The 24,185-nt window shown below is 59.3% G+C and carries 24 protein-coding genes; 15 read left to right on the top strand and 9 right to left on the bottom strand.

The genetic code is table 11. The features are described 5' to 3' along the window. Positions 1 to 91: 91 nt before the first annotated feature. From ACA043_RS13245 to ACA043_RS13225, 5 genes are all read left to right on the top strand, one after another. Entirely contained in the window at positions 92 to 1,048 is a 957-nt protein-coding gene (locus ACA043_RS13245) for a LysR family transcriptional regulator (RefSeq protein ID WP_497659422.1), read from the top strand. Positions 1,049 to 1,109: 61 nt separating this feature from the next. Beyond that, positions 1,110 to 2,159 (top strand): alpha/beta hydrolase family protein, encoded by a 1,050-nt coding sequence (locus ACA043_RS13240; RefSeq protein ID WP_497659421.1) that lies wholly within the window; start codon positions 1,110 to 1,112, stop codon positions 2,157 to 2,159. 85 nt (positions 2,160 to 2,244) lie between these two features. After that, positions 2,245 to 3,102, top strand: coding sequence for a glutathione-dependent disulfide-bond oxidoreductase (yghU, locus tag ACA043_RS13235; RefSeq protein ID WP_497659420.1), 858 nt, complete (start codon positions 2,245 to 2,247; stop codon positions 3,100 to 3,102). 255 nt (positions 3,103 to 3,357) lie between these two features. After that, positions 3,358 to 5,535 (top strand): TonB-dependent siderophore receptor, encoded by a 2,178-nt coding sequence (locus ACA043_RS13230; protein WP_497659419.1) that lies wholly within the window; start codon positions 3,358 to 3,360, stop codon positions 5,533 to 5,535. Between the two features lie 132 nt (positions 5,536 to 5,667). After that, on the top strand, positions 5,668 to 6,861 hold the full coding sequence (locus ACA043_RS13225) for a GAF domain-containing sensor histidine kinase (protein WP_497659418.1): 1,194 nt from the start codon (positions 5,668 to 5,670) through the stop codon (positions 6,859 to 6,861). Positions 6,862 to 6,876: 15 nt separating this feature from the next. Here ACA043_RS13225 and ACA043_RS13220 read toward each other — a convergent pair whose 3' ends face one another. The 3 genes from ACA043_RS13220 to ACA043_RS13210 form a co-directional block, all read right to left on the bottom strand. Continuing rightward, positions 6,877 to 7,518 carry a LysE family translocator gene (locus ACA043_RS13220; RefSeq protein ID WP_401264885.1) on the bottom strand — a complete coding sequence of 214 codons (642 nt, stop codon included), beginning with the start codon at positions 7,516 to 7,518 and terminating at the stop codon, positions 6,877 to 6,879. A 303-nt stretch (positions 7,519 to 7,821) separates the two neighbouring features. Beyond that, the gene (locus ACA043_RS13215) at positions 7,822 to 8,163 is read right to left on the bottom strand and encodes a hypothetical protein (RefSeq protein ID WP_187680807.1); all 342 of its coding nucleotides are present in this window, start codon (positions 8,161 to 8,163) and stop codon (positions 7,822 to 7,824) included. 86 nt (positions 8,164 to 8,249) lie between these two features. Further along, positions 8,250 to 8,888 (bottom strand): ATPase, encoded by a 639-nt coding sequence (locus tag ACA043_RS13210; RefSeq protein ID WP_187680808.1) that lies wholly within the window; start codon positions 8,886 to 8,888, stop codon positions 8,250 to 8,252. Between the two features lie 169 nt (positions 8,889 to 9,057). On the opposite strand from ACA043_RS13210, the gene ACA043_RS13205 reads away from it, so the two are divergent. The 3 genes from ACA043_RS13205 to ACA043_RS13195 all read left to right on the top strand — a co-directional run bounded on the left by ACA043_RS13205 (position 9,058) and on the right by ACA043_RS13195 (position 10,376). Continuing rightward, positions 9,058 to 9,306: a hypothetical protein gene (locus ACA043_RS13205; protein ID WP_187680809.1), complete on the top strand. Its 249-nt coding sequence runs from the start codon at positions 9,058 to 9,060 to the stop codon at positions 9,304 to 9,306. A 67-nt stretch (positions 9,307 to 9,373) separates the two neighbouring features. Further along, a complete protein-coding gene (locus tag ACA043_RS13200) occupies positions 9,374 to 9,868 on the top strand; it encodes a PaaI family thioesterase (protein ID WP_401264882.1) in 495 nt (164 codons plus the stop codon). Between the two features lie 49 nt (positions 9,869 to 9,917). Next, the gene (locus ACA043_RS13195) at positions 9,918 to 10,376 is read left to right on the top strand and encodes a GNAT family N-acetyltransferase (RefSeq protein ID WP_497659417.1); all 459 of its coding nucleotides are present in this window, start codon (positions 9,918 to 9,920) and stop codon (positions 10,374 to 10,376) included. 66 nt (positions 10,377 to 10,442) lie between these two features. Here the strand turns inward: ACA043_RS13195 and ACA043_RS13190 are convergent, their stop codons facing one another. After that, positions 10,443 to 12,638: an OsmC domain/YcaO domain-containing protein gene (locus tag ACA043_RS13190; protein WP_497659416.1), complete on the bottom strand. Its 2,196-nt coding sequence runs from the start codon at positions 12,636 to 12,638 to the stop codon at positions 10,443 to 10,445. 276 nt (positions 12,639 to 12,914) lie between these two features. Between ACA043_RS13190 and ACA043_RS13185 the strand changes: the two genes are divergently transcribed. Then, the gene (locus ACA043_RS13185; protein ID WP_497659415.1) at positions 12,915 to 15,551 is read left to right on the top strand and encodes a bifunctional diguanylate cyclase/phosphodiesterase; all 2,637 of its coding nucleotides are present in this window, start codon (positions 12,915 to 12,917) and stop codon (positions 15,549 to 15,551) included. 31 nt (positions 15,552 to 15,582) lie between these two features. On the opposite strand, the gene ACA043_RS13180 is transcribed toward ACA043_RS13185, so the two are convergent. Then, positions 15,583 to 15,798: a hypothetical protein gene (locus tag ACA043_RS13180; protein ID WP_187680813.1), complete on the bottom strand. Its 216-nt coding sequence runs from the start codon at positions 15,796 to 15,798 to the stop codon at positions 15,583 to 15,585. A gap of 162 nt (positions 15,799 to 15,960) precedes the next feature. Between ACA043_RS13180 and ACA043_RS13175 the strand changes: the two genes are divergently transcribed. Continuing rightward, on the top strand, positions 15,961 to 18,087 hold the full coding sequence (locus tag ACA043_RS13175) for a TonB-dependent receptor family protein (protein ID WP_497659414.1): 2,127 nt from the start codon (positions 15,961 to 15,963) through the stop codon (positions 18,085 to 18,087). Between the two features lie 72 nt (positions 18,088 to 18,159). Here the strand turns inward: ACA043_RS13175 and ACA043_RS13170 are convergent, their stop codons facing one another. Further along, positions 18,160 to 18,402: a hypothetical protein gene (locus ACA043_RS13170; protein WP_497659413.1), complete on the bottom strand. Its 243-nt coding sequence runs from the start codon at positions 18,400 to 18,402 to the stop codon at positions 18,160 to 18,162. A gap of 182 nt (positions 18,403 to 18,584) precedes the next feature. On the opposite strand from ACA043_RS13170, the gene tspO reads away from it, so the two are divergent. The 5 genes from tspO to ACA043_RS13145 all read left to right on the top strand — a co-directional run bounded on the left by tspO (position 18,585) and on the right by ACA043_RS13145 (position 22,315). Next, the gene (gene tspO / locus ACA043_RS13165) at positions 18,585 to 19,025 is read left to right on the top strand and encodes a tryptophan-rich sensory protein TspO (RefSeq protein WP_187680816.1); all 441 of its coding nucleotides are present in this window, start codon (positions 18,585 to 18,587) and stop codon (positions 19,023 to 19,025) included. Beyond that, a complete protein-coding gene (locus ACA043_RS13160) occupies positions 19,025 to 20,002 on the top strand; it encodes an alpha/beta hydrolase (protein WP_497659412.1) in 978 nt (325 codons plus the stop codon). Before tspO ends, ACA043_RS13160 begins: the two co-directional genes overlap by 1 nt. A gap of 61 nt (positions 20,003 to 20,063) precedes the next feature. Continuing rightward, positions 20,064 to 20,579 (top strand): GNAT family N-acetyltransferase, encoded by a 516-nt coding sequence (locus ACA043_RS13155; RefSeq protein WP_187680818.1) that lies wholly within the window; start codon positions 20,064 to 20,066, stop codon positions 20,577 to 20,579. A 37-nt stretch (positions 20,580 to 20,616) separates the two neighbouring features. Further along, complete coding sequence (locus ACA043_RS13150) at positions 20,617 to 21,657, top strand: GSCFA domain-containing protein (protein WP_497617952.1); 1,041 nt, start codon at positions 20,617 to 20,619, stop codon at positions 21,655 to 21,657. Next, positions 21,626 to 22,315, top strand: a complete 690-nt coding sequence (locus tag ACA043_RS13145; RefSeq protein WP_497659411.1) for a hypothetical protein — start codon at positions 21,626 to 21,628, stop codon at positions 22,313 to 22,315. Before ACA043_RS13150 ends, ACA043_RS13145 begins: the two co-directional genes overlap by 32 nt. Positions 22,316 to 22,369: 54 nt before the next feature. Here the strand turns inward: ACA043_RS13145 and ACA043_RS13140 are convergent, their stop codons facing one another. The 3 genes from ACA043_RS13140 to ACA043_RS13130 all read right to left on the bottom strand — a co-directional run bounded on the left by ACA043_RS13140 (position 22,370) and on the right by ACA043_RS13130 (position 24,174). Beyond that, a complete protein-coding gene (locus tag ACA043_RS13140) occupies positions 22,370 to 23,239 on the bottom strand; it encodes a TauD/TfdA dioxygenase family protein (RefSeq protein ID WP_497659410.1) in 870 nt (289 codons plus the stop codon). A gap of 64 nt (positions 23,240 to 23,303) precedes the next feature. Next, positions 23,304 to 23,501 (bottom strand): MbtH family protein, encoded by a 198-nt coding sequence (locus ACA043_RS13135; RefSeq protein WP_305443233.1) that lies wholly within the window; start codon positions 23,499 to 23,501, stop codon positions 23,304 to 23,306. Next, positions 23,494 to 24,174, bottom strand: coding sequence for a hypothetical protein (locus ACA043_RS13130; protein WP_497659409.1), 681 nt, complete (start codon positions 24,172 to 24,174; stop codon positions 23,494 to 23,496). Before ACA043_RS13130 ends, ACA043_RS13135 begins: the two co-directional genes overlap by 8 nt. Positions 24,175 to 24,185 lie beyond the last annotated feature (11 nt).

Genomic DNA, 24,185 nt, shown 5'->3' with positions numbered 1-24,185 from the left:
TAGCAAAGCCGATTGTCTTCAACTAGACGTCTACCCGTAGGTACTTTATAAAGCAGAACTTACGAATCAACCCCTATTGCGCAGGCCATGGATGAATCTGTTAGCGGCAATTGCCAGTTTTATCAAAGTGGTGGAATCGGGCTCCATCGTCGGTGCCGCCAAGATCCTGGGCGTCAGTGCGGCGGCGGTAAGTCAGACCCTCAATCGGCTGGAAGCACACCTGGGCGTGCGCCTGTTGCAACGCACAACGCGAAGCATGGCGCTGACTGAAAACGGCGCGGTGTACTACGACAAGGTCAAGCGCATCGCGGCGGATCTGGAGTCGGCGCAAAGTGCAATCAGCGATGAAGCAAGCGAACTGCAAGGCCGCCTGAGCATTGCCTCGACTTCTGCCTTCGGACGCCATGTGCTGGCACCTCTGATCGCCGGTTTCGCCGCACAACACCCGCGCCTGCTCATTGAGTTGTCGACAACGGACGGCAAGATCAACCACATCCAGGACGGTATTGATCTGAGCCTGCGGATCAAACCGCAACTGGAAGACGGCATCGTTGCACGCAAGATCGTCTCCTTGCCCTTCATCTTCTGCGCAGCCCCTGCTTATCTGGAGCGCGCCGGCGTACCGCAATCGCCGGACGATCTGCAAAACCACGCGTGCCTGGCATTTCGTTACCCGCTGGACGGGCGCTTTTTGCGCTGGAGTTTTCTGCGTGACGGCCAGCGTTACGACGCGAGCATCAATGCCACCGCCATCAGTGACGACATCGACGCGCTGGCGCAGATGGCAATCAGCGGCGCGGGGATTACTCGGCTGGCAGAATTCGTCGCTGCACCTTATCTGGCAAGCGGCCAACTGCTGCCGCTGTTCGAACAGCGCGATAACGCAACACACGCGGTGGTCGAGCCGATGGAGATTTACGCCTGTGTGCAGGAGCGTGCGGCGATGACCGGCAAGGCCAAGGCCTTCATGGATTATTTGACGGAACATTTGAACGTACGCTGGCCGATAGAGGAAATTGTCGCCGGGGCGCTCGAAGACACTCGCTGAAACGCTCGGGTTGAGGCAAAGTCCACCTCGCCAATCGGCCCCATCACGGAAGATAAAAACAATGAAAAAAACCCTCGGTTCTCTGCTGCTCATTTGCCTGAGCACCAGCGCATTCGCTGACGAAAACCCGATCGGTTTCCAGAGCCTCAAGTTGCCGGACGCGAACAATGAACGCCCGCTGGAAATGGTCGTCTGGTACCCCGCCGGTGCAAGCACTGCCACACCAAAACTGATCGCCGACAATCCGGCGTTTGTCGGTGTCCTGGCTGTCGACAATGCGCCACCCGTCAGCGGCGAGCATCCATTGCTGGTGCTCTCACACGGTTACCGCGGCAATTGGGGCAACCAGGCGTGGCTGGCCAGTGCACTGGCGCATCAGGGTTACATCGTCGCGGCAGTCAATCATCCCGGCAGTACCACCCATGACCGCAGCCCTGAAGCGGCGGCGCAGTTATGGCAGCGCCCCGTGGACATCAGCCGAGCCATCGATGCGGTGACGGCTCAACCGGAAAAGTTCGGCGCAGTCGCGCAGCGTCGTATTGCCGTCGCAGGCCATTCACTGGGCGGCTGGACCGGCCTGGAAATCGCCGGCGCTCGTTTCGACACAGAGCTTTATGCACGGGAATGCAAAGTCCATTCGCAACTGGCCAGTTGCTCGGTTTACCAACAGATGAATCCCGCCAGTAACCCGGCATCGAAGGCTCGACTGGCCGCCGATTTACGCGATAAGCGCGTGACGGCCGTGGTTTCGCTGGATTTGGGCCTGTCACGCGGCTTCACCGATGACAGCCTCGCGGCGCTGCAAGTGCCGGTGTTGGTAATTGCCGCAGGCGTGCCGTCCCAAGACTTACCCGCCGAGTTGGAATCCGCCGACCTGGCCAAGCGTCTGCCGAAAACCTCCAGCCAGTATGTCGAGATCAGCGACGCCAGCCATTTCAGTTTTCTGTCGCTGTGCAAACCCGGCGCGATCGCAATGCTCGAAGAAGACGCCCCCGGTGACGGCATCATCTGCACCGATGGCGACGGCGGACGTCCACGCCCGGTGATCCAGGCGCAGACGATTGCGCTGATTACCGAGTTTTTGGACAGGTCTGCCGGCAACGTGAAATAACCGGACTTCACTGGCACCCGCCAACATTTTTCCATACGGTGTCTATCTCACTCCATCTCAGCCAGCAATCGACGAGGCCAATTTCATGAGCAAAGCGCCCTACGTTCCGCCCAAGGTCTGGAAAAACGAAGCGCCCTCCGGCGGCCAGTTCGCCAGCATCAACCGCCCGATTGCCGGGCCGACGCATGAGAAAACGCTGCCAGTCGGCAAGCACCCGTTGCAGCTCTATTCGCTGGCCACCCCCAATGGCGTGAAGGTGACAATCCTGCTTGAGGAGTTGCTGGCGCTGGGGCATACCGCCGCCGAATACGACGCATGGCTGATCCGCATTGGCGAGGGCGATCAGTTCTCCAGCGGTTTTGTCGATATCAATCCGAACTCGAAAATTCCCGCGCTGCTCGACCACAGCGTCGAGCCACCGGTTCGTGTCTTCGAGTCGGGTTCGATCCTGCTTTATCTCGCGGAGAAGTTCGGCGCCTTCCTGCCCAAGGATCCGGCTGGACGCACCGAAACCCTCAACTGGCTGTTCTGGCAGATGGGCTCGGCGCCTTATCTGGGCGGCGGGTTTGGGCACTTCTATGCCTATGCACCAGAGAAAATGGAGTACCCCATCAATCGCTTCACCATGGAAACCAAGCGACAACTGGATGTGCTCAATCGGCGCCTCGCCGAAAGCCCTTACCTTGCCGGTGACAGCTACTCCATTGCCGACATTGCGGTCTGGTCGTGGTATGGCCAACTGGTGCGCAACAATGTGTATTCGGCGGCGGAGTTCCTTTCGGCGCAGGAGTACACCCATGTACAGCGCTGGGCAGAGGAGATCGCCAATCGGCCTGCGGTCGTTCGCGGGTTGCGCGTCAATCGGACATGGGGCGATGAGGCGACTCAGGTGCCTGAACGTCATCAGGCCGATGACCTGAACTCCCCTCTCTCCCACTCGTAACACCATCTCAATAGCAGCGCCATTTCAGGCGCTGCGTTGACCCTCGATCCAGACCTCCTCAGCCTGCCAACACCCACCGACCGCTCTAGCTCGGTGGACTTCCCGATGTTGCGCACCCGCGCAGATGTGAAAATCTTGTTAACTATCTGAGCCGTACAGCTTTCTTCGAGCGGAACCATCTGACACACTAATACGAATAATTCCTACAAGCACTTGCACTGGATTCGTTTTCGTATCATTTGGGGAAGCAGATTGATGTCGTTTCACACCATTCACCGCCGCTCGAATCTTTCACCTAACCTGTTGGCACTGGCTATCTGCGCGGCCAGCATCGCGCCTGCCATGGCTGACGAGGCTGCGACATCCACGCCTGAAAACGCCGTTGCACCGACCACGCTGGAACTCGGCGCGACCGAAATCGGCGCCACGCAGATGAGCAGCACCACTGAAGGTTCGCAGTCCTACACCACCGGCCCGATGCAGACCGCGACCAAGCTGTCGCTGACCCTGCGCGAAACGCCTCAGGCAGTGACCGTCATCACCCGCCAGCGCATGGACGATCAGGCCATGACCAGCATCAACGATGTGGTGCGGGCAACGCCGGGGTTATTCCTCAGTCAGGCCGGCGGTCCGGGCCGACAGACCTATAAGTCTCGCGGTTTCGACATCGATAACATCATGTACGACGGTCTGCCGAGTTCTTATTCGCCGTACACGATGGCGGTGCAACCGAACCTTGCAATGTTCGACCGGGTTGAAATCGTGCGCGGTGCGACCGGTCTCGTCACCGGTGCCGGCAACCCGTCTGCCGCGATCAACATGGTGCGCAAACGCCCGACATTCACGCCGCAAGTGACGCTGACCGGCGCAGCGGGCAGTTGGGATGATTACCGCGGCGAGATCGACGCCTCCGGCCCACTGAACGAAAGCGGCACGTTGCGTGGCCGTGTAGTGGGCTCCTATCAGGGCGCCGACAGCTTCCGCGACAAAGAAGAAAACGATCACGGTTTGTTCTATGCCATCGGTGAAGCCGACCTGAGCGACAGCACCACCGCGACCCTGGGTTTCTCCCGTCAGAACGAACAGACCAACTATTTCTGGGGCGGCTTGCCGATCGGCACCAACGGCCACCACCTCGATCTGCCCCGCTCCACCTACGGTGGCTCTGATTGGGAGAACAAGAAGCTGCAGATCGACACAGTCTTCGGTGAAGTCGAACACCGCTTCGACAACGACTGGAAACTCCACGTAGCCGGTTCGTCCTCGACACTGAACGGTGAATTCTCAGGCACTTACCTGTCGCGTTACGCCGGTCCTCTGGAAACCACGGCGTACCAATCGCACAACACCGACAAGCAGACCGCTTTCGATGCGTTCGCCAGCGGCCCGTTCGAAGCCTTCGGCCGCACCCACGAACTGGTCGTGGGTGCCAGCAACCGTGTCTACGATGCGACCTCCAAGGAATACGATCCCTACACCACCGCGTGGCCAATCGGGGCGCCGAAACCCGATTTTGTGCGTGACGGCAAAACCCGCAACGTCACCACACAAGATGCCGTTTACCTGACCACCCGCCTGAGTCTGGCCGATCCGCTGACGCTGATCCTCGGCAGCCGCCTGGACTGGTATGACAACGATGACCGCACTGGCGATGGCGACTACAAAGTCACCCGCAACCTGACGCGATATGCCGGCCTGATCTACAAACTCGACGACCACTACTCCGTTTACGCCAGCTACACCGACATCTTCACGCCACAAACCCAGAAAGATATCTCCGGCAAGCTGCTGGAGCCGATCGTGGGTGAAAACTACGAGGTCGGCATCAAGGGCGAATATTTCAACGGTGCACTTAACGCCAGTCTGGCCGTGTTCCAGATGGATCAGACCAACCGCTCAACCCTGTCGGAAAATCAGTTGGGTTGCCCGGTCATGACCTGCTACAACGCATCTGGCAAAGTCCGCAGCCAAGGCATTGATCTTGAACTGCAAGGCGCACTCACGGAAAACTGGCAGGTCGGCGCCGGCTACACCTACACCCGCGCCCACTACATCAAGGACGCAGACCCAGCTAACAATAATCAGCGTTTCGAAACCGACACGCCTGAGCACTTGTTCAAAGTCTCCACTCTGTACCGCCTCCAGGGGCCACTGGAAAAATTCCGCGTCGGTGGCAACATCTACTGGCAAAGCCGCATGTACAACGACATCGCGCTGACCAATGGCAGCTATCGCCTTGAACAGGGCAGTTACGCGATTACCGACTTGATGGCTGGCTACGAAGTCAATAAACACCTGGATCTGCAGGTCAACGCGAACAACATCTTTGATCGTGTCTACTACTCCGCCATCGGCACCGACGTCACGTGGGGCTCTACCGAAAACTACGGCAATCCGCGCAGTTACATGCTGACCGCCAAATACAAGTTCTGAGTGGTTTAACACCCTCGGCACAGCCGCAAAGGGCGCCCGGGAAATCCGCGGCACCCTTTTTTGCCTCACCAATTAGTCATGTTCGGCAATTAGAGATAGTCTCTGAGCGAGATCATTTCGAAGTGCCGCCCCATGCCCCCTCCAGAATTTTCCGCAGACATCAACGCCATCCGCAGCATTGACGCGGTGCCCGTGATCCTGAGCATGGTCAAACACCTCACTGGCATGCGCTTCGCTGCGGTTGCTCGCGTCACCGATAAGAACTGGGTGGCGTGCGCAGTCGACGACTCGATCGATTTCGGACTCAAGCCTGGCGGCGAGCTGGTCCTCGAATCGACCATCTGTCACGAGATCCGGCAACACCAACAGCCGGTGATTTTTGGCCACGCCAGTGCCCACCCGGTGTTTTCACAGCATCACACGCCAAAAACCTATGGACTGGAGAGCTATATTTCCATTCCGATAGTGAAAGCCAACGGTGATTTTTTCGGCACGCTTTGCGCCATCGACTCGGTCCCGGCGAATCTTGAAGAACCCGCCATCGCCAAGACGCTTACGCTCTTTGCCCAACTGATTGCCATGAGTCTCGACACTCAAAGCCATCTTCAAGCCACCAAAACCGCTCTGGACACGGCCAATGAGCTTGGCAGGCTGCGCGAGCAATTCATCGCGGTACTGGGGCATGACCTGCGCACGCCACTGAGCGCCATTCGCATGAGCGCCGACCTGCTCGAAAGCAAAACCGAAGACAAGCGTTCGCTCAATTTGCTTGCGGCGATCCGCCACAGCTCTGTGCGCATGGGCGTGCTGATCGAGAACATCCTCGATTTTGCCCGGGGACGGCTGGGCGGCGGGATTCCGGTGCAGCGAAAGTTAGTGGATGACTTGCAGAAGACGTTGCTGCTGACACTAGAAGAAGTCCAGGCCTCCCATCCGCAGGCAACGTTCGTGCATGCGCTGGACATACCGGCAGGTGTCTATTGCGATACTTTGCGCATCAGCCAATTGCTCTCCAATTTACTGGGGAACGCGGTCACTCATGGGTCAACCGGCACACCGATCATCCTCAACGCCTGTTCCGAGAACAACGAGATCGTCATCTCGCTGACCAACCAGGGCACGCCGATTCCAGCGCAGTTGATGCCACTGTTGTTCGAGCCTTTTTCCCGATCCGAAGCCGGGCAGCGCGATGAAGGGCTGGGACTGGGGCTCTATATCGCGTCGCAGATCGCGACGGCGCACAACGGCAGCCTGAGCGTCACATCAGACATCCAATCAGGAACCCGCTTCATAGCGCGATTCCCGGCTCAGTTCAAATGGGTTTGAGCTGACGCCCCGCGTTTATGCCGCCTGCCGGCGCATCGTCAGGATCGCCGCACCGAAACCGATGAACGTCGTCCCCACCACCCTGCTCACCCAACGAGACAGCGCCGGGCGAGTCAACACGCCCTTGGCCCGGGACGCCAGCGCCGCATAGACGCTCAACGACGACACTGACAACGCCATGAAGATCGAGGTGAGGATCAGAAATTGCGGCAGCAACGCTGCGCCCTGATCGATGAACTGCGGGAACAGCGCCGTGAAAAACATCGTCGCCTTGGGGTTGGTCACTGCCGTCAGGAAAGCCGACTTGTAGAGCTTGCCGCGAGTCGGTCGTGGCCTGTTCGCGGCACCCTCGATACCGTCCGGCAGCATCGGGCCTTTTCTGAACAACTGCTTGACCCCGAGGTAGAACAGATAACCGGCACCGATGATCTTCACCGCATTGAACAGCCACTCGGAACTGGCCAGCAAAGCACCCAACCCCAACATTGCGGCGGCCGACAGGCAAAACAGGCCACTGGCATTGCCCAGCGATGACCAGATTGTGCTGCGCTGTCCATGGGCAAGACTGTTGTTGATCGCCATGAGTGTCGCGGGGCCCGGGCTGGCGATGGCAATCGCGGCAACCACGGTAAACGCCAGAATCGAGTGAGAGTCCATTTTCAATGCTCGTGGGGAAGTGAGAGATGACATGTTACAGGAGCCAGGCAACCTGTCTTCCTGTGTGGGGAAAATCACCGTATCAAGGGCTCTGTGGCGAGGGGATTTATCCCCGATGGGTTGCGTAGCAGCCCAAAAAGAAAGGGCCGCTGCGCGCCCATCGGGGATAAATCCCCTCGCCACAGGGTTGAGAGGCTACTTCGGGCAAAAAAAAGCCCCGCGACCGAGTGAAGGCGCGGGGCAAAGAATTGGTTGGTTGCGGCCAACCAAAGGAGCTCTGTCAGATACGTTTACCGGGCGAAATCAGATGCAATCCTGAGCTGCCCGTTCAAAACTCGATGGCATGAAGTTCGAGGCCAGCAGGTGACGCTCGTAGAGAAACACCTTGCCGCCATTGCCGGCCTTGTAGGCTTCCAGCACGTTGTCCGCTGCCACCTTGCTTGGCACCACGATCCGGTAGCTGCGCTGGGTTTGCGAGACGGTCGGGTTCATCGCACTGCCCTGCAGTTTCGGCACAACACAATCGGCGTATTGCGCCGGCGTCTTGCTGGTCTGCAAGGTCAGCGTCGGGTCGTTCGGTGCGGAGGCGCAACCGGCGAGCAACAAGGAAGCAAAAGCCATGGCAGGCACGAATAAAGGACGCATCGGTGTAATCCTGAAAATAAAGGTTCGGTTCAACCGGCAACGTTCCAGCTTCACGGCGCCGCCGTTGCCATTTATGTTTTAAGTGTTCAGCTTGCCGACACCAACGCTTTCAGCGAGCTGTCGAATTGCTTCAGTGCGTTGAGTTGCAAGTCGCGTTGCTTCTCGATCTGCGCGGCGATGTGCGGCGCTGCCTGGTTCTGCACCCAGGCAGAAGGCAGCTGCTTTTCCACGGCACCTTCGGCCTTGCCGATGTATTGCAGGTCGGCGTCGTAGAAACGAGCGGTGAAACGCGCTTCGACCAGGCTGTTGCGTTGGGTCATCAGGCGGTTGAAGGTGTCGAGCTTGACCACCACATCCGGATGAGCCTGGACCAAGGCATCAAGGCTGTCGTAAACGGTCACGGACAAGAACTGCTGCTGCAACGAACTCATCAACCAGTCAATCGCCAGTTCCGGATCGGAACTATTGACGAAGGCTTCACGAATCCGCGAGTCCAGCGCATCTTTCGCGCCGTTGACCGCCATGTCATGGTAGCGCTCGAGGTATTGCAGGTTGTCCAAGGTGTTTTCGCTGTACAGCACACCGACGGTTTGCGAATGCTGCAACGTCGCGCTGCTGCCGGTAATGGTTTGAAAGTGACACGACCGGGCGTCATCTGCGTAGGTCGGTGCAGCGGCAGCGCCCATCAGCAGGGCGACCAGGGCCAGTCGAGTCAGAGTTTTCATCGCGCAAATTCCTTGGCTGCGTGTTCAATGGAGGCGATTTTCCGCTGATTGCCGACAAAGCAGAACTTGCGTTTCTTGATGGTCACTATTACTTCTAGCAATAGTTGCCCGACGTGCAGACTGATACACACTCAATCACAACTAGAAAAAGATGAATGAGGAAGCCTCCTTGAGAACGTTTGACTTGATCCGCGACGCCGTTCTGCCCGATTTCCGCGAGCGAGTGGCTGAATACCTGGTCCAGTACGAAAGCGTGTTGCTGAACAAAGACGGCGCCGATCCACAGCTGATTCGCGACACGGCCCATCAGTTGCGCGGTTATCTACGCGGGCTGAACACCACGCGGGTATTGGGCATGGCGTATTGGGAAGAGCTGGATCGACGGGTCGTCGATACATGGCTTGCGCCCGAGCAATAACGGATCGGCGCGGCGCCGAATGCCGCATGCGCCTGACCGGCCTCACCACACCAGGATGACCACACCCATGTCCAGCCTCGACACCTCACTGCAAGACAGCGCCGCGCCGCAAGGCGTTTGTTACGGCTGCGGCGGTAGCAATCCGCACGGCCTGCATATAAAGAGCCATTGGCACGAAGACGGCGTGCACGTCCTCGCGGAGCATGTGCCGGACGCCAAATACTGCGGCTGGCCGGACCTGGTTTACGGTGGGCTGATCGCGATGCTGGTCGACTGCCACTCCAACTGGACGGCAATGGCTTATCACTACCGTGCAGAGAACCGCGAGCCCGGCACCCTGCCCCGCATCGACTGCGTTACCGGCAACCTGGGCATCAAGTTCATCAAACCGACGCCGATGGGTGTAACGCTGACTCTGCGGGCGAAAGTCGAAGGGGAAGTCGGGCGCAAGACCCGGGTGATCTGTGAGGTCTTCGCAGGGGAAGTGCTGACGGCGGTGGGCGATTCGGTTTTTGTGCGGGTCGATACCGGGGAACTGGCTAACGCGGCGCACGGGCGCTAAGGCCTGCATTACCGCCGCGGAACGTAACGCAAACCCTGGAGCCGCCTCAATGGATCCTCTGATTCGAACCGCAACCCACGACGATGCCTCGGCCATCAGCCGAGTTGTAGTCGCGGCCCTGCGTGAGTCAAACGCTCAGGACTACTCGCAAGAAATCATCGAGCAGGTGCAGAGAAGCTTTTCCCCTGCGGCGATCCTGCACTTGTTGAGTCAACGTCGAGTGTTTGTCGCGACAATCGATCAGCACGTCGTTGCAACGGCCAGTCTTGATCAGGATGTGGTTCGAAGCGTGTTTGTTACGCCGTCTCATCAAGGTGCCGGAATCGGCAAAATACTGATGAAGACCCTTGAGGCAATCGCCAGCAAGGAAGGTGCACAACGCCTGCGCGTGCCCTCCTCCATTACCGCCGAAGGCTTCTATGCCTCGCTGGGTTTCGACAAAATCCGAGACGAATTTCACGGAGCCGAGCGCACGATCATCATGGAAAAGTGGCTGGTGCAGTCGTGACTGAGCCCAAGCCTAGCACCGCACCTGTGGAGAAGGAGCCTGCTCCCTCACCACACGTGATGACCGTCAACCCGCGACTTTAGCCCGCGCCGTGTGAAGCTTTTTATAGCTCTCGATCAGGCGCAAATGCCGATCCAGGCCTTCCAGTTTCATGCTCGTCGGCGTCAAGCCGTAGAAGCGCACGCTACCGTTCACCGAGCCAATCGCCGCGTCCATCCGCTCGTTACCAAACATGCGGCGGAAGTTGGCTTCGTAGTCGGCGAGTTCCAGATCTTCGTCCAGTTCCATTTCCAGCACTACGTTCACGGCCTGGTAGAACAAGCCGCGCTCGACGGTGTTGTCGTTGTATTGCAGGAACGCTTCAACCAGGTCTTTGGCCTGATCGTACTTTTGCAGGGCGAGGTAGATCAGCAGGCGCAGCTCGAGGATGGTCAACTTGCCCCACGGCGTGTTGTCGTCGAACTCGATGCCGATCAGCGTGGTGATGTCGGTGTAGTCGTCCAGCTCGCTGTTTTCCAGGCCTTGGGCCAGGTTACGCAAGCCGACTTTGCTCAGGCTGTGCAGGTTGAGGATGTCGGCACGGAATTGCAGGGCTTTGTTGGTGTTGTCCCAGATCAGGTCGTCGACCGGATAGATCTCCGAATAGTCCGGCACCAGAATGCGGCAAGCCTTGGCGCCGATGTGCTCGTAGACCGCCATATAGACTTCTTTGCCCATGTCCTCAAGGATGCCGAACAGTGTCGCGGCTTCGTCGGCGTTGGAGTCTTCGCCTTCGCCTGAGAAGTCCCACTCGACGAATTCGAAGTCGGCCTTGGCACTGAAGAAGCGCCACGACACCACACCGCTGGAGTCGATGAAGTGCTCGACGAAGTTGTTCGGCTCGGTTACGGCCTGCCCCGAGAAGGTCGGCTGCGGCAAGTCGTTCAGGCCTTCAAAACTACGGCCCTGCAACAACTCGGTCAGGCTGCGCTCCAGCGCGACTTCAAGGCTTGGGTGCGCGCCGAACGAGGCGAATACACCGCCGGTACGCGGATTCATCAGGGTCACGCACATCACCGGGAATTCACCGCCCAGAGACGCATCCTTGACCAGCACCGGGAAGCCCTGCTCTTCCAGGCCCTTGATGCCGGCCAGAATGCTTGGGTATTTCTCCAGCACTTCCTGCGGCACGTCCGGCAGCGCCATTTCCCCTTCGAGGATTTCGCGTTTGACCGCCCGCTCGAAGATTTCCGACAGGCACTGCACCTGTGCTTCAGCCAATGTATTACCGGCGCTCATGCCGTTGCTGAGGAACAGGTTTTCGATCAGGTTGGACGGGAAGTACACCACTTCCTGGTCGGACTGGCGCACAAACGGCAGCGAGCAGATGCCGCGCTGGGTGTTGCCGGAGTTGGTGTCGTACAGGTGCGATCCGAGGAGATCGCCTTCGCGGTTATAAATCTTGAGGCAGTATTCGTCGAGGATCTCGCTCGGCAGCGCATCTTTCTGGCCGGGCTTGAACCAGCGCTCGTCCGGGTAATGCACGAAGTCTGCATTGGCGATGTCTTCGCCCCAGAACTGATCGTTGTAGAAGAAGTTGCAGTTCAGTCGCTCGATGAACTCGCCCAGCGCCGAGGCCAGTGCGCCCTCTTTGGTCGCGCCCTTGCCATTGGTGAAGCACATCGGCGAGTGCGCGTCGCGGATGTGCAGCGACCATACGTTGGGCACGATGTTGCGCCACGAAGCGATTTCAATCTTCATGCCCAGGTCGGCGAGAATGCCCGACATGTTGGCGATGGTCTGCTCCAGCGGCAGATCCTTGCCGGCAATGTAGGTGCCTGCTTCCGAACCCGAATGCGGCATCAACAGGGCTTGCGCATCGGCGTCGAGGTTTTCTACTTCTTCGATAATGAACTCAGGGCCAGTCTGCACGACCTTCTTTACCGTACAGCGGTCGATGGAGCGCAGGATGCCCTGGCGATCCTTGTCGGTGATGTCCGCCGGCAGTTCGACCTGAATCTTGAAGATCTGGTTGTAGCGGTTTTCCGGGTCGACGATGTTGTTTTGCGAGAGGCGAATATTGTCTGTGGGGATGTTGCGGGTGTCGCAGTACAACTTCACGAAGTAAGCCGCGCACAACGCCGACGATGCCAGGAAGTAGTCGAACGGCCCCGGTGCCGAGCCATCGCCTTTATAGCGGATAGGCTGATCGGCGATCACCGTGAAGTCGTCGAACTTGGCTTCAAGTCGAAGGTTGTCGAGAAAATTGACCTTGATTTCCATGCGGGATTACCAGAATACGGCTAAACGAATGGCGGCCATTATCCGGTTTTTGAGCGGGAAGTCTTGTGCTTTCGGGAATGGCCGCTGACCGGCGCCATGCCATCTGCACGGGCCTCACACTGTGCGCCGGTGCCCATTTCTGCACATAAATTCGAGCAAAGACTCAACACGTTCACTACGCTTTTACAGATTCGGACCACTGCACCACGAAGAATCTGAACGTCGCGCCCACGCCATTGTTCTAGATTCAGAAGACTGCGGATCAAGGACGAGCGAATGGATATTTCCAGTTATGCGGCGCCTGCTCCACCCCGGCAAAGCGTGGTCACCCGACGCCTTGCCATTGCCGTCGGCGCATTGTTCGTCACCGGGGTGATGGCCGCGACTGTCGCCCTGCTCGGAATTGCCGATAAGCTGGACAGCGAAGAAATCAACAAAATCAAGTTCTATTCAGCCCGCGCCCTGGAAAACCGTATCACCGCGTCGAAGAACTACATCACCAGTTATGCCTACTGGACAACGGCCTATGAACGCCTGAGCAACCAAGTCGACACAAACTGGGCATACACCGAGCAGAATCTGGGTAAAACCCTGTTCACCAGTGACGGTTATGACGGCGTATTCGTACTCAATCGCGAGCGCACCAAATACACAGTGGTTCGAGGGCAAATGCTTGAGGCCGATCTCTCGGCCTTCCTCGAAGTCAGCGCCACATCGCTGCTGGATAACGTACAAACCCAGGCCGACCTGACCCAACCCTTCACTACTTATTCACTGTTTGAAGGCTGGCCAGCGCTGGTGTCAGCGGCGGCAATCATTCCCAACGATCAAAGGCCGGTAGATGCTGCGCAGCAAACCTCTGTGCTGGTATTCGTCGACAAGCTCACTCCCACCAAATTACGCAAGATCGGCAGTGAGTATGGCCTGAGCAACCTGACGCTGGCGCTGGATGAAACGATTGACCCGGCCCGCCCCCGGGTGCCGCTGGGCAGCACCGGGTACAGCTTGATTGCCGATATGGAGCGGCCGGGACAACAGTTGTTGGGGTCATTGCTGCCTACCCTCGGCGCGACGATGGTGGTGTTAATGCTGCTGACCGCCTATTTCTTTCGGCATGCCTTGCGCTCATCGCAATACGTCGACCAAAGCTTCGCCGTCATGCAGACCTCGAACGAGGCATTGGAAGCCGCCAACCGCGGGCTGGAAGCCAGTGAAGAACGCTTTCGCGCGGTGGCGGAAGCCGCTTCGGACTGGATCTGGGAGGTCGATCGGGATCTGTCGCTGACCTACTTGTCCGCGCGGTTCAGCGAAGTGACCGGTTATCCGCAAACCTTCTGGCTGGGGCAAGATATTGGTGAATTGCTGTTTTGCGACACCACGCCACTGCAATTGTGGCTAAGGAAACTGCCCGAGGAAGGCAACACCAGCGACCTGCGTTGCACCTACCGCGACCACTCCGGCCAGCAGCGTCACTGTCGGCTGTCCGCCCGCTCGATCTTCGACAAGCATGTCGTCATTGGCTATCGGGGTACCGCCAGCGACATCACCGATGAAGTCGCTGCCCATGCGCAGATCCAGCACCTGTCGATGCACGACGCCCTGACCGGACTGCCCAATCGCAACAAACTGGCGCGGTATCTGGATGATGCGCTGTTGCTCAAAGAGCACTCGCCAGCGCTATCGCTGTTGATGATCGACCTGGACAACTTCAAACCGATCAACGACTCCCTCGGCCATCCCGCCGGTGACGCGGTGCTGCAAGAAGTCGCCGTGCGCCTGCGTGAATGCACCCGCGACAACGACATCGTCGCCAGGCTCGGTGGTGACGAGTTTGTGGTGGTGCTCAACGGCATGGACAGCCATCACGAAATCGACAAGTTCTGCACCCGCCTGATCGGCAGCCTGCACCAGCCGGTAATGTTCGAAGACTATCCGCTGCACGTTGGCGCCAGCATCGGCATTGCCTTGAGCCGCCGCCATGGCTTCGCGCCGAGCGAGCTGATTCGCTACGCCGACATCGCGCTCTATCAGGCCAAATCCGACGGCAAGAACACTTGGTGCTATTTCGAAGCGCACATGAGCGACCAGATCCAGACGCGCCGGCAAATGGAAGATGATTTGCGTCATGCACTCAAGCACAACGAATTCGTCCTGCACTATCAGCCACGCTACAAGATTGACGGCAAGCAGATCGTCTCGGTCGAGGCGCTGGTGCGCTGGCAGCATCCGAGCAAAGGCCTGCTAGGACCGGACCTGTTTATTCCGCTGGCCGAGCAGACTGACCTGATCGTCCCTCTTGGGCGCTGGGTGTTGCGTGAAGCCTGCGAAACGGCGCTGACCTGGCCGGAAGACATTTTGCTGTCGGTGAATCTTTCCCCGGCGCAATTTGCCGTGACCGATGTGGTTCAGGATGTCCGCGAAGTGCTGGTCGATACGCGTTTCCCGGCCAGTCGCCTGGAACTGGAGATCACCGAGAACGTCATGCTCAACGACACCGACGGCGCGCTGACCACCATGAACGCGCTGAAAGAACTGGGCGTGCGCCTGAACATGGACGACTTCGGCACCGGCTATTCGTCCCTCGGCTACCTGCGCGCCTACCCGTTCGACGGGATCAAGATCGACAAGCGCTTCATCGCCTCGATCAGCAGCGGCGCCAATGATCGGGCGGTGGTGCAAGCCATCATCGGCCTGGGCAAAGCCATGGGCCTGAACGTTACCGCAGAAGGGGTCGAAACCGAGGAGCAACTGGATATCCTCGGCAAGGATCAATGCAACGAGGTACAGGGTTATTTCATGAGTCGCCCGATCGACAAGGTGGCCTTCGCGCGGCTGTTGCAAACATCAAGAAGCGCACAGCCGACGCAAAAGAAAGGCCGCGTCACGAGCGGCCTGAATCTTGAGGGTTTATAAGGTGAATCAGCACTGAGCAATAGCGCTGATATCAACCGTGGCTTCGACCTTCGTCGCGGGTGAACACACTGCTCGCATCCCTCACCAACTGACGCCATTCGGCGCTGGTGATCAGTCCCTGCTCCTCCATCTCATCAGCTGCCTTGAGCAACTCGTCGTACTGTTCTTCCGGGTCCATCCGCGGTTGCGACTGCGTCGCCAGTTTGCGCCATGCCGCCAGTAATTCTTTCTTGCGCTGATCGAACATAGGGGTATCTCGTGATGGACTCACTCGGTAGAAAGACACGGCGTCACGGTGGTTCAGTGAAGTCGACGGATGGAAACCCGAGAAAAGCAAATTCCCATGTGTTTCCTTCGTTCTTTATTACGTCGCACTGTTCATTGCCCGTCCCTGTCTGGAGTTTTCTCGATGCCCGCGTCCAAATCCCTGCCCACCGCGTTGTTGGGGCTGGCCCTTGCCTGTCCGGCCATGGCCGAGACTCAAGGTCTGGAATTGGGGCAGGTGCTGATTTCGGCGCAAGACCGCAGCGGCACGGACGCGGCTGTTGAAGACGCCAAGACCCGCCTGGATCAGGTGCCCGGCGGCACGAGTGTGGTCGACATGCGCCAACCGTTGCAGGGTCGCGTGGCCAGTAATCAGGATGTGCTGGCCTATCAGCCGGGGGTTTATGCGCAGTCGGCCGGTAACGAGGGCGTGAAGATTTCGATCCGTGGTTCGGGCATCAACCGAGCGCCGGGCGCGCACGCCTCGGGGCTGTACACCATGCTCGACGGCCTGCCGCTGACCGGTCCCGGCGGCACGCCTTATGAATTGCTCGAACCCCTGTGGGTCGACCACGTTGAAGTGCTGCGCGGCGCCAATGGCTTTGATCGCGGTGCGCTGGCACTGGGCGGCGCCGTCGATTACGTCAGCCACACCGGCTACGACGCGCCGAAACTGCAAGTGCGCTACGCCACCGGCAGCCATGGTTATCAGCAGCGCCAGGTCAGTTCGGGACAAGTGCTGGGCGACTTCGATTATTACGTGTCGCTGACCGATTCGAACGCCGATGGCTATCAGGATCACACCGCCAGCGAGAGCAAAGGCCTGATCGCCAACTTCGGCTATCGCTTCAACCCGAATCTGGAAACGCGCTTCTATATCCGCTACCGCGAGACCGACAACGACCTCGCCGGCCGCGTGACCAAGCACTCCATCGAACACGACCCACGAGCGGCCAACCCGGCTTACGTCTCGCGCGACGACAGCCGCAAGCAGCCGGGCAGCACCTTCATCGGCAACAAAACCACGTTCTACATTGACGACGACTCAAGCATCCAGACCGGCCTCGTCTACCACGACTATCCGATGGACCTGCGCGAAGGCCCGAATCGTCTGAAGGTCGCCTACACCGACGTCAGCGGGACCTTCGATTACAAGCGTCGTGACACTTTGTTCGGCATGGAAAGTCGCAGCACCGTTGGCCTGCGCGTGACCAAACACCTGCCCAACGACGGCGCCAGTGAATTTGTGCGCATCCCCACCGGTAACACCGCTGGCTACTCGCCGGGCACGCGCATGCGCAACTTCACCTATCAAGGCTCGGACACCGTCCTGCATTTTGGCAACGACCTGGAAATCGCCGACGACCTGTGGCTGACCACCGGCCTCGCCGCGATCTACACCAGACGCGAAAGTGCAGTCACTTACCCCGAAGGCGGCGGTAAAACCAGCATGAACGACTGGGACTACGCGCCCCGTCTCGGCCTGCGCTACCAGATCATGCCTGACGTGCAAGTGTTCGGTAACCTCAGCCGCTCGATCGAAGCACCGCACCCGTGGTCGCTGATTTACAGCTCCAACGTGCGCTTCCCGGCTGGCAACGGCGCCGCGACCGGCACTCAGAAGGACCCGATCAAACTGCAAAACCAGACCGCCACCACCCTCGAACTCGGTGGACGCGGCGACAGCGCACTCGGCGAGTGGAGCCTGGCGTGGTACTACGCGCAGGTGCGTCACGAATTGCTCTCGGTACTGCCGGACGCCAACGCGGTAACGCCCTACGAGCTAAACGCCAGCCCGACCGTGCACCAAGGCATCGAAGCCAGTTTGACCAGCAAACTCTGGTCAGCCGCCGACGGTCGCCAGTTGAGCCTGCGTCAGGCGTACACCTTCAGCGACTTCCACTATCGCGATGATGATCGCTTCGGTGACAACCGCTTGCCGGGCTTGCCGATGCATTACTACCAAGGTGAGCTGCGTTATGACTGGCCGCAGGGGTTCTTTGCGGCGATGAACACACAACTGGTATCCAAAGTTGCCGTGGACTACGCCAATAGCTACTACGCCGATCCTTACGCACTGTTCGGCGCGACGCTCGGCTACAACGCACCCAAAGGTGACTGGCAGACCTGGGTGGATATGCGCAACCTGACCAACAAACACTATGCGGCGACGGTCACGCCTGGGTATGACGACAAGGGACTGGATGCGGCGCGGTCTACGCCGGGTGAAGGCATGGGGGTTTATGTCGGGGTTTCGTGGAGTTTGCTGTGAGGCTACGAGGAATTCCCAATGCAGAAGTGAGCCTGCTCGCGATGGCGGCAGAACCTGCACAATTGCCGGCTTTCACGACAGATCGTCGAACGCGATCACCTCAATCCGTGTAATCCCTACCTGCTCCGCCTGCTTGAGGATCTCCTGGGGCGTCGAATCGGCCGTGGGCATGATCAGGCTGTTTTCCGCATCGCCAAGATGCAGCTCCAGAAGATGCATCGCGGCCTCGTAATCGGCCAGTTGTGGTTGCTTGAGTTCGAACACGTGGGAGCGAGGCTCGCCGTTGAAAAGGTATTCCAGGCGATAGGTGTGCATGGTGTCATCCGTATGAGAAAAGAGAGGCACTGAATACCCTGACGCCTCAGTCAGGCTTTTAGTTCAACGGCATGAAGCGCAGGACGCGAGCAGAGAAATCTCATGCTCAATCCAAACTTTTCGCGCCACGGGGCGTCCTCTGCTTACACTCTCAAACAGCTGACCCAAACTAAGGACTGCCGATGACTTTTTTTATTTTCCTTCTGGCCTGCGCGGCTGCCGCGACCACAGGCGTCATGTTCAAACCCGGCGAATGGTACGAATCACTCAGCAAACCCTCGTTCACGCCACCCAACTGGGCGTTCCCGGTGGCCTGGACGCTAATCTATCTGTTACTGGCCTGGGCCGGATACCGACTGAGCCTGATCCCGGGAAGTCAGACGGTGCTGGCGCTATGGGCGGCGCAGATTGCGCTGAATACCTTGTGGACTCCGGTGTTCTTCGGGGCGCATCAGGTTTTTGCCGCGATGGTGATCCTGACGTTGCTCTGGTTGGTGGTCGCGGCGATGGTGGTGATGGCCTTGCAACTTGATCTGGTCACCGGCCTGATCCTGTTTCCTTATCTGGCGTGGCTGTGTGTGGCCGCGGCGTTGAATTTTTCCATCTTGATCAAGAACCGCTGATGACCGATTGCAGCAGCAAAGTGCCGTGGCCACAGGGCGAGCGCGAGTTGGCGCAAGTGCGTGACTTCAACCGGAAGCTCGCCTGGTTGCCGCGCTTTAAAATCCGCAATCGCGTCTTGCCACGGATGATTCAGGCGCTGCTGCGCGTCAGTCAGATCGGCGGCGCGAGCAAGTTGCGCAAGCACGGCCTCAAGGCAGAGCGAAAGGCGATTGCCGGGGGCAGCGTGCGGATCATTCGTCCCAAAGGGTGCGCGAAAGGCGTTGTGCTGGATTTCCATGGCGGCGGCTGGGTGATCGGCAACGCGCAGATGAATGACAATTTCAACATTGCCATTGTCAACGCCTGCGACGTGACAGTTGTCTCGGTGGATTACCGGCTTGCGGTATCGACGCCCATTGAAGGGGTGATGGAAGATTGCACTGCTGCTGCTCGCTGGTTGCTCAATGAGCACGAGTTTGCCGATCTGCCGGTAATTGTCGTTGGCGAATCGGCCGGAGCGCATCTGGCGGCGACATCGTTGTTGGCGCTGAAACAATCGCCCGACTTACTCAGTCGGGTAAGCGGCGCGTTGCTGTATTACGGCGTCTACGACTTGACCGGCACGCCGAGCGTGCGCGCGGCGCCGCCGGAAACGCTGGTGCTGGACGGCCCCGGCATGGTCGAGGCGCTGCGCATGCTCACGCCAGACTTGAATGACCAACAGCGCCGGCAACCACCGTTGTCACCGCTGTACGGTGACTTCAGCGGATTCCCGCCGGCACTGATGTTTGCCGGCGAACTCGATCCGCTGCGCGATGACACCCTCGACATCGCCGAACGCTGGTCGCAGTCGGCGCCTGTCGAGGTGTACCTGCTGCCCTCTTCACCCCATGGTTTTATCCATTTTCCGACAGCCATTGCTGACAGCGTGCTGGCTTACAGTCGGGAATGGATTTCGGCTCGCGTCGGGGGGCAAGCGGCGATATCGGATCATTGATCTTTCCCCCCACAACAAGTAAAAAACCTCTTCCCTTTTCCACCCATGCAAGGAGCAGCGGATGCTCGAACTCACCACCGAACGCCTGGACCTGCGCACCCTGGTCGAATCTGACTGGCCGTTGTTCCTCAGGCTGCATTCCGAGCCGCAGACCATGCAGTATGTGTTCGGCGAAATTGCCGAGGAGCAAATTCGCAAGGGCTTCGAGCATCGGTTGCCGGCGTGGGGGCCGCAGTCGGATCACTGGTTGTGCCTGGTGGTGATTGACAAGGCCAGTCGGCAGGAACTGGGTGTGACCGGGTTCTGTATTCTGTCGCCGGGACATGCCGAAGTAGGTTGCCTGCTGTTGCCGGAGCATCAGGGCAAAGGCTTTGGCACCGAGTCGCGGCGGGCGATCATCGATTATGCCGCCGCCATCGGCCTGGACTCGCTGGAGTCGACCGTGACCGACGGTAATGTCGCATCCTGCAAGGTGCTGGAGAAATGCGGTTTTGTCTTCGAACGCCGTGTGCCGCTGGCCTATCAGATCGGTGACCGGTGGTTTGATGACCTGATCTACCGCTATCAAATCAGCTGATCCTTTTTCTCTGCGAACCGCCAGGAGGCCTCTCGTCGTGAATCCCTATCAATGCCTGCCATCCCGCGCCTTCTGGCGCACGGCCGTGGCCGACAAACCCGCGCTGGACATCGATCAACTGTGGACACCGGAATTCGAGATCGGCAACAAGGACGCCATCGTTACCGCCGGCTCATGTTTCGCCCAGCACATCGGTCGGGCGCTGGTGGAGCGCGGCATGAATTGGCTGGACGCCGAGCCTGCCCCGGCCGGGTTGCCTGAAGTCGACTGGAAGGCCCACAACTATGGGGTGTTTTCTTTCCGCACCGGCAATCTGTACACCCCGGCGATGTTGCGCCAATGGCTCGAATGGGCATTGGGCTTGAGTGTGCCGCACAGCGAAACCTGGGCCCACGACGGGCGTTTCTTCGATCCGTTCCGCCCCGCCGTGGAGCCTGAAGGCTTTGCCAGTGAAGAGGCGTTATTCGCGTCGCGCGAAGCGACTCTGGACGCCATTCGCACCGCCCTGCGCCGCGCCAAGGTGTTTGTGTTCACGCTTGGTCTGACCGAAGGCTGGCAACATCGCCAGACCTCTGCGCTCTATCCGATGTGTCCTGGCACCGTGCGCGGCACCTTCGATCCGCAGCTCCACCAGTTCCGCAACTTCGGGTTTGTCGACACCTATGGCGAGATGGTCAGGGCAGTCGAGTTGATGCGCTCGATCAACCCGCAGCTGCGCCTGCTGCTCACCGTTTCGCCAGTACCTCTGACGGCAACGGCCACAGGTCAGCATGTGTTGAGCGCCACCACCTACTCCAAATCGGTGCTGCGCGCCGTCGCCGGGCAACTGTGTGAAGACCTGCACGACGTCGACTATTTCCCGTCCTACGAAATCATCACCGGCACACCGTTCAAGGGCGGCTTCTACCAGGCCAACCAGCGAGAAGTCACGCCAGAGGGTGTGGCGTTCGTCATGCAGCAGTTTTTCGCCGGGCTCGACGCCGTCCAGTCAGTGCAAGCGCCCGCCTCTGCTCCCTCCACTTGCGTGTCCAGCGAGGATCTTGTCTGTGAAGACGCCGTACTCGATTACTACGCCTAGGTTTCTGCTGTTGGGTGACTCCCATGCCGGCGTCATCGGCAAAGCGGCGCAGGCCCGTGAAGTGCCTTTCGGTGGTGGCCCGCTGGGAACCGGAAGAGATTTCGCCGTCGATTTCTTCAGCATCACCCGCAATGACGTGGTGTTCAGGGATGGCGAGATGGAACGCCTGTATCGCCAGGCCCTCGACACCTTCGAAACGCCGCAATTGGCGAAGGTCGGCGTGCCGCTGGTGAGCACAATCGGCCTAAGTCTGCACTACCTCGCCACGGCGCCGAACTGGACCTGTTACCAGACGCCAGAGGGTGAGTTCGACGCAGGATTTCTTGAAGGACCGTTGTTCGAATCTATCGTCGACACCCTGTCCCGGTCGGCATTGGCATTCTATGAACAGGCACTGGCGATGAACCTCAAGGTGTTCGCCGTGTTACCGCCGCAACGGGTACCGGAGCTGTCCGACCCGCGAGTGTTCATGGCCGCCCAGACGCTGCTGATCAAGCGTCTGCAGGGGCTCGGCGTGGAGCTGATCGACGTGCGCGCGGCGGCGAACGATGAGCAGGGTTTCCAGCGTTCGGCGTTCTGCGAAGTGGATGACCCGTTGCACGGCAATCTGGCGTTTGGTGAGTTGATCGTCGAGCAGTTGCTGGAGCATGGTCTCTAGAGGCGGGCACATCTGTGGGAGTGAGCTTGCTCCCACAGATGTGCCTCGGGGGGATCAAGCCTTGGGCTGCGTCCCCAGAATCGTCACCCGCTCGCCGTAGCGCGAATGCGGGAAATAATCCCAGACCGCATGGTGCTGGGTGCAGCGGTTGTCCCAGAACACCAGGGTGTTCGGCGCCCAGCGTACGCGGCAACTGAGGACTGGCTCTCGGGCCACCAAGTCAAACAGCATGTTCAGCAGCGCCTGACTCTCGCCACCGGACAACTGGACGATGTGCGAAGTGAACCCGGAGTTGACGAATAAAGACTTGCGCCCGGTTTCAGGGTGACGAACCACCACCGGGTGCTCAGTCCTCGGCAGGTTGGCCGGCGCCTGATAGCCCTTCCACGGAATCGCCCCGTCATGGATGGCGGTCAATTCGCCGAGAAACTGCTGCATTGCCGGCGACAGCATTTCGATCGCCAGGTGCATGTTGGCAAACAACGTATCGCCACCGGTGCCAATGGCCGGAGTTTCCTTGATGTACAGCATCGAGCCGAGGGACGGCGCGACATCGGCCGTGCCGTCGGTGTGCCAGGTCTCACCGGCGACGTAGCGTGATTGGGCATTGGCGCGGATCTCCACCAGTTCCGGGTCATCGCCGTCAATGTCCTCCACCGGCAAGGCACGCAGTTCGCCGAACAGACGGCCGAACGCCTTGTGTTCTTGCACCGTCAAATGCTGATCGCGAAACACCAGCACGTGGTTTTCCAGAAAAGCCCGGCGGATTTCCGCGAGTTGATCGTCACTCAGCGGTTGCGAAAGATCGACGCCGGCGACCTCGGCGCCAATGACCGGCGTGATCCGGTCGACGGTGATGTGATGATACGGCGTGCGCTGTTGTGCGGCGATGCGCTCGATTGCCTTGAGTGCCAATTGATCCATGTTCCCTCACCTTTTTATTGAAGCGCCCTATACCCACTTCCCCAGCGGACGAGTGCGATAACGATTATTGCGACACGCTCTCTCGCAGCGAGCGCGGGCGCATATCGATCCAGTGTTCATTGATGTATTCCAGGCAGATCTGGCGTTCACCGCGCATCCCCGCCTCGCTCCAGCCGTTGGCCATCGGCTTGCCCACGGGCCACAGGGAATACTGACCTTGGCCATTGATCACCACATCAAATTGCAGCTGTGAGTCACTCATGTCGTTCTCCTGTTGAATGGGATTGCAGTGTTGCCATGCGCAGGCACAGCCCTTCGGCGAAGTCGTTGAACAGTGCACGGCGTTGTTCATCGGTCTGCGCGCAGGCCCGGGCATACACCCGCGTCGATGCACCGCAGACATGCGCGTACGCTTGCGCATCGTCAGCGGCGAAGGCCCGGGCTGAAGTTTCGGCGTTGGCGCTGGCGTGGGCCTGGGCAAACGCGGTGGCGTTGGCTTCGGTATTCAATTGCGCGTAATACACGGCAAACGCCTCGGCATCGCCAAAGTGCTCGGCAATCATGGCGACGTTGGCCGGTGCCTGACCGTAAGTCATTGCACTGGCGTGGGCCTGGGCGTATGCCGCGTCGTAGGCATACGCCCGTCGATACAGCGCCAGCAACACCGGTTTGAGCGTCGCCCGCCATTCACCGAGGCGTGCGCGCAGGCCGAGCGCGGCCCGTCGATGCAGGCTCTGCAAATCGAGCAGCGCCTGCCGATGCTCCGGCACGGCTTCGCACAGCAACGGCATGACCACGTCGGCGTGCCACAGGTGTACAACCCGAAGCGCTACAGGCTCGTCGAACCCGTGCAACCGCTGACGCAAGATGTCGGCCTGCGCGCTGGGCAGGGTTTCGCACAACACTTGCGTCAATGTGCGCCACCATCGAGGCATTGCGTTCGGCT

Source organism: Pseudomonas sp. LBUM1648, assembly GCF_059716145.1.
Note: the sequence above shows the minus strand (reverse complement) of the source record. Positions and strands in the feature narration are given on the sequence as shown.